General features: G+C 35.3%; 5 protein-coding genes. 4 read left to right on the plus strand and 1 reads right to left on the minus strand.

From position 1 onward, the window contains the following. The first annotated feature begins 304 nt into the window (after positions 1-304). Both V7068_RS22050 and V7068_RS22055 read left to right on the plus strand, forming a co-directional pair. Complete coding sequence (locus V7068_RS22050; RefSeq protein WP_499714563.1) at positions 305-532, plus strand: hypothetical protein; 228 nt, start codon at positions 305-307, stop codon at positions 530-532. Positions 533-990: 458 nt separating this feature from the next. Beyond that, positions 991-2,184 (plus strand): nucleoside transporter C-terminal domain-containing protein, encoded by a 1,194-nt coding sequence (locus V7068_RS22055; RefSeq protein ID WP_499714564.1) that lies wholly within the window; start codon positions 991-993, stop codon positions 2,182-2,184. Between the two features lie 384 nt (positions 2,185-2,568). Here the strand turns inward: V7068_RS22055 and V7068_RS22060 are convergent, their stop codons facing one another. After that, complete coding sequence (locus V7068_RS22060) at positions 2,569-3,843, minus strand: MFS transporter (protein ID WP_499714565.1); 1,275 nt, start codon at positions 3,841-3,843, stop codon at positions 2,569-2,571. Between the two features lie 151 nt (positions 3,844-3,994). Between V7068_RS22060 and V7068_RS22065 the strand changes: the two genes are divergently transcribed. Next, on the plus strand, positions 3,995-4,909 hold the full coding sequence (locus V7068_RS22065; RefSeq protein WP_499714566.1) for a LysR family transcriptional regulator: 915 nt from the start codon (positions 3,995-3,997) through the stop codon (positions 4,907-4,909). Between the two features lie 184 nt (positions 4,910-5,093). Next, on the plus strand, positions 5,094-5,420 hold the full coding sequence (locus V7068_RS22070) for a PepSY domain-containing protein (RefSeq protein ID WP_499714567.1): 327 nt from the start codon (positions 5,094-5,096) through the stop codon (positions 5,418-5,420). Positions 5,421-5,726: the final 306 nt, after the last annotated feature.

Below are 5,726 nucleotides of genomic sequence, written 5' to 3' on the forward strand. Positions count from 1 at the left end.
TTCATAAGACTATCATAACTCACACAATTGATTGGCCACTATTAGCCCAATAAAAACAAGAGGCGAGGATCTATCAAAAGTGTCAATCATAAACAGTGGTCTATATAGTGGGCTTACGCAGTGCCACTAATAGAGAGGTAGGACACGCCTTGCAGCAACCCCACTCATAGCCTACAGCACAGCCCACAGGATAAGGGAAGTCACAAGCCAATAGCAAGGAACAGCAAGGCATGAGGGCAACCCCACAGGGAACTCACAGCAACCAAACAAGAACAAAAGAAGAACAAAAGAAGAACAGAAACGAATGAGAATGGAAATACGTCCATTCGAAGACACTTTTACAATCGATAACTATTTAGATATTATGATTGATGTCATTCGAAAGAAGAAAGTGGACTTTAATAATTATCCACAAACGGAAGAACTATTTGAAATATTAACAAATTTCCCTCCAACAATTGATTATAATTCTATGATTCGAAATAAAAGTTTAAAGATTAAACGCTACTTAGCAATGGAGCAAGAAAGTTAATTTCGCCAAGTGGACGAAACAAAATTATTCGCTACTTGTAAAATTTGTCTATTTGATTATGTAAGTTAGTTTGTGAAGAAGTGTACTTAAAGTAACGGGTAGCGATGCTTCAATAAGGGTTATCGCTTTTTCTTATTCAACTATAGAAGCAGTTTAGTTAAAGAAGGATTTTGATAAATGGGAGAGAGTTTATTAATTCGAGTACACTTGCTATATCGAAAAGATATAACCGTGATTACTGTCATATCATCTGAAAAATAATAAAATGTATTGCTTAAAAAAGGTAACGTTCCCCCGTGTAATGTTACCTTTTTATTTTTTCAACTTTATTAAAGTACTTTGGCTTTTGATTATTGGTTCATTGATATAATTTCGTTTCTAAGTACATGAAAGATGTAAAAAAAACAAACATTAAATTAAGTTGCTTGGAGATGGTAGAGATAAGGAGATGTTAATCATTGTACTTTCTATTAAATGTAATCGGGGTATTTGTGGTAATTGGTTTGGTTTACTTATGTTCTCCTGAAAAACGGGATGTTAAATGGAAAGCTATTTTCTTTTTGTTGATCGCTGAATTGCTTATGACATGGTTCATGCTATCAACTACCATAGGCACGTGGGTCATTAATCAAATTGCATCCTTTTTTACATGGTTAGTTGATTGTGCAAATCAAGGGATCTCGTTTGTATTCCCATCAGCGATGGGAAACGAGCAAATTGATTTCTTTTTTAGTGCCTTAATGCCAATTATATTCATTGTCACTTTCTTTGACATTTTAACCTATTTCGGGATATTGACATGGCTCATCGATAAAGTAGGCTGGCTCATCTCCAAACTATCAGGTCTGCCAAAGCTAGAGAGCTTTTTTTCTATTCAGATGATGTTTCTTGGAAACACTGAAGCGTTGGCGGTTATTCGCCATCAATTAAGTGTATTAAGAGAGCAGCGTCTGCTGACGTTCGGAATTATGAGTATGAGCAGCATCAGCGGCTCAATCATTGGAGCATATTTATCTATGGTGCCTGCTACTTATGTATTTGTTGCTATTCCATTAAATTGTTTGAATGCCTTACTGATAGCAAACATGCTGAACCCAATAAAGGTGAGCAAAGAAGAAGATATTGTTTACGTTCCTGATAAAGGGGAACGAAAGGATTTCTTTTCAACCATTTCAAACAGTATGCTTGTTGGCATAAGAATGGTCATTGTTATCACAGCTATGGTTATTGGATATGTAGCTTTAACAGCGGCTGTAAATGGTATATTAGGAGTATTTGTTCACGGTTTGACCGTACAAAAAATATTCTCCATTATTTTTAGCCCATTTGCATATTTGCTAGGTTTAACTGGAGACGATGCTATGTATGTAGCTCAATTAATGGGAATAAAACTGGCTACAAATGAGTTTGTTGCAATGCTCGACTTAAAAGATCAGATTAGAGGATTGGCTCCGCATACTATTGCGGTAGCAGTGACTTTTTTAACTTCATTCGCAAATTTCAGTACAGTTGGCATGATTTACGGAACGTTTAATTCTATTCTAGATGAACAAAAATCGCATATCATTGGAAGAAATGTATGGAGGATGTTAGTGAGTGGGATGGCTGTCTCCTTGTTAAGTGCTATGGTAGTCGGATTATTCATTTGGTAGTCACTAATTAAGTAGCCAAACGAAAACAAATTAACAAAAGGTGCATCAGTAAAATGAGCCATTTTGAGGCGGAATAAATTAAATTTGTATTTCTTAAATGTATTGTGCTTCTTCAACTAACGGGGCAGGTTAGTTGAAGAAGGAAAAATAATTACTGAAAGCGTTAAGAAAAAGCAGAATAGAATTTAAGTGAATTTAAATAAAAAATGCCAAATTTCTTGTTGCAGTACCTAGAAATTTGGCTTTATTATTTCAAGTTGTAACTAAAATATAAATTCTCTTGAATACAGGTTGATTGCCAGAATCTATAAACACTTTGTCATATAACATATCTTGTGCTGTGAGAGTAAAGTAAATACATTAATTTTAGCTTTCAATGCATGGCTATGAAGTCATTACTTCTTCTTTAATTAATTGACTTGAATGTTGTTTTCTTATAATAATGACAAATAAGCTTGCTAATAAACAGAAAACTCCTGCCAAGAAGAACGCCCAAGTGTAAGTGTTGAAAAACTTATAGATTAGCCCTCCTCCATAAGCAGCTACTGCAGCACCTGCCTGATGAGATGCATAAATCCAACCATAAATTATTCCACTTTTATTAGTGCCGAAGATTTGTCTTGAGATACCAATAGTCGGTGGAACGGTTGCAATCCAATCTAATCCATAAAACACCGTAAAGATCACTAGCATAGTAGTGGAACCTTCATTTAATGCATAAGGAAGTAATACAAGAGAAGCCCCTCTTAAACCATAGTACCAAAATAATAGCCATCGATTATCGAAACGATCTGACAGCCAACCGGATAGAGTTGTTCCTACTAGATTAAAGACTCCCATAAACGAAAGAAAAGAAGCCGCTGTAACTAAAGGTACTCCAAAACTCATACAGTAAGAAACAAAATGTGTACCAATTAAACCGCTCGTTGAAAGGCCACAAATAAAGAAACTACCAGATAATAACCAGAATTCCTTAACTTTCACAGCTTCGAATAAACCATTGAAGGCTGTAACAATAGGGTTTTCCTTTTGCCCTTCATGGCTTTCTTGTATTTCTTCTTCAAGTCCATATGGAAGAATACCAATATCCTTTGGTGTGTTTTTCATAAATAAAAAGATTATGATAAGCATGGTGAAACTAAGGATCATAATTAAACCAATGGCCCAGCGCCACGAATACTGATCGATAATAGCTGCTAAGACAGGAAGTAGAATTAACTGACCTGTCGCTGTGCTTGCCGTTAATATTCCTACTGCAAGACCTCTTCTTTTCTCAAACCAATGATTCGCTACATATGGACTTAACACCGTTAAAAAAAGACTTGATCCCAGCCCGATAATTAAGCCCCAAATGATAATCATCTGCCAAGATTGATTCATAATGAAGGTTAGTATGATACCTGTCAGCAAAGTTGTCATAGAAACGATCATCATTTTCTTTAAGCCAATCACATTAAGTAATGCTGCCATAAAAGGACCTGATATACCAAATAAAAACATACTAATGGCAAAAGCGAGTGCAATAACAGATCGATCCCAGCCAAATTCCTTTTCGAAAGGATCTATGAAAACCCCTGATGATGACATGACAATTCCGGCTACAATAATGGAGAAAAATGTTACGGCAAGAATAAACCAGCTATAGTGTATACGTTTCAAAACTCAACCACCTCCGTTGTGTTCATATAATATCCTCCTGTTTTTTCCTAATATTAACTCGCAACTAATCATTAGTAAAATTGAAGTTTATGAAGTTATCCATTGATTTTTTTGATACTATAGAAGTAAGAATAAAATAAAAGTGGGTGAAATGATGGAAATACGCCATTTTATTACGTTTAAAAAGATCATTGAAACGGGTAGCTTTACACAAGCAGCAGAACATTTAGGGTACACTCAATCCACAGTGACTTCTCATATTCAAACGCTTGAAGAACATTTAGGTGCACCTCTGTTTGATCGGATGGGTCGAAAAGTAAGGTTGACTGATATTGGCAAGAAGTTGTTGCCCTATACTCAAGAGATTTTAGATACTTATGGAAGGATTGAAAGCATTACCAGTGAGGAAAAAGAGATTAGAGGAATGTTAAAGATTGCTGCTCCTGAGTCTTTAACAGTATTTCGCCTAGAGCCAATATTAAGAGAATATCGAAAGAAATTTCCTCATGTAAGTATCCGTTTAAGTAATGCCACTTGCGGAGATAACAAGAAAGCAATAGTTGATGGTAGTGCAGATGTTGCATTTGTCATGTTGCCACAGTTTGAAGATTCAGATTTAGTCATCTATCCATTAATGAATGAGCCAATTGTTCTCGTTGGAAGTCCTGATTGTTCACTGGATAGTTTGCCTAAAGGTTATGAAAATCAGAAGCTTAGCGAGTGTTTAATTACTAACGAGAAGGAAGGCAGTTATCGAAGAATATTTGAAGAGTTCCTGCGTGATAAAGGAATTGTACCTTCCAACATCATGGAACTTTGGAGTGTTGAAGCGATAAAGCGTTCTGTAATGAGTGGGCTTGGTATTGCTTATTTACCTTTAATGACTGTACAGGATGAAATCCAGGAAGGAAAATTAAAAATTATTCCTTGCGAGGCTGATTTAAAACAGATATACTCCCAAGTCCTTTTTCACAAAAATAAATGGGTCTCCCCAGCATTATCAAGTTTTATTGATATTACCTTGAAACATGTAAGTGATTGGTCATGTGAGGAGACTACTTGTTGAGTTGAGATTGTTAAGTTTTTATACTTCAACTAACGGGTGCGATGCTTCAATAAGGGGTATCGCTTTTTCTTATTCAACTATAGGGCAGGTTACTTTAAGAAGATGATTCTTATGTCGCACCTATAATTTGTCTAATACATATGGATAAATGAGTTGAACCTTTTAAGAAGGAGAGAAATTTCAAATGTATGAAAATTATTATCATAGCAACCCTACATCAATGTATAGACAAAGAATTACGAAGCAACAAGCTCAAGCAATTGCCCTACAACGTGTACCTGGGAGGGTTCTACATGTAGATATGGATTTAGAAAATGGTGTTTTAGTTTATGAAGTTTTCATTATGACATCACAAGGTAGAATATTTGAAGTAGAGATACTCGCAAAAACAGGAAAAATTTTAAAAATTGAACAAGAAAATGATGATGACTTTGATAACCCTCATAACCCTCACAACCCTCACAACCATAACAATCATAATAACCATAATGATTATAATAACAATGATTAAAACCATCTATTCTTGAACTAACGGAGTGCTTTAACACAACAAGGAGATCGTCTATATGTGAACTGCACCCCAATTGTTAGTTTTGTGTCTAACAATTGGGGTGCAGTTCAGTTTAATGTCCCATCAACTTTATAGATAGGGGGAATCGTTATATAATCCCAATGCTGAACTTTAGTATTCAGTTAAAAAGCTTTTCAAACGATAGATATGTATTAAGCAGTTTTCTTGCAGTCATCATGTGGCTTCGAAGATTGTGTTGGTAAGATGATGAGCAAAAGTAACAAGGGAATCAAATGTGAAAGTGAG

Origin of the sequence: Bacillus sp. JJ634, from assembly GCF_036962285.1 — a bacterium.
In the GTDB taxonomy this organism is placed as follows: domain Bacteria; phylum Bacillota; class Bacilli; order Bacillales; family DSM-1321; genus Peribacillus; species Peribacillus asahii_A.

What these genes read in the sequence shown, in the direction of transcription:
- V7068_RS22070 (WP_499714567.1), top strand. Translation starts at nt 5,094, where the DNA reads ATGTATGAAAATTATTATCATAGCAACCCTACATCAATGTATAGACAA.
- V7068_RS22065 (WP_499714566.1), top strand. Translation starts at nt 3,995, where the DNA reads ATGATGGAAATACGCCATTTTATTACGTTTAAAAAGATCATTGAAACG.
- V7068_RS22050 (WP_499714563.1), top strand. Translation starts at nt 305, where the DNA reads ATGAGAATGGAAATACGTCCATTCGAAGACACTTTTACAATCGATAAC.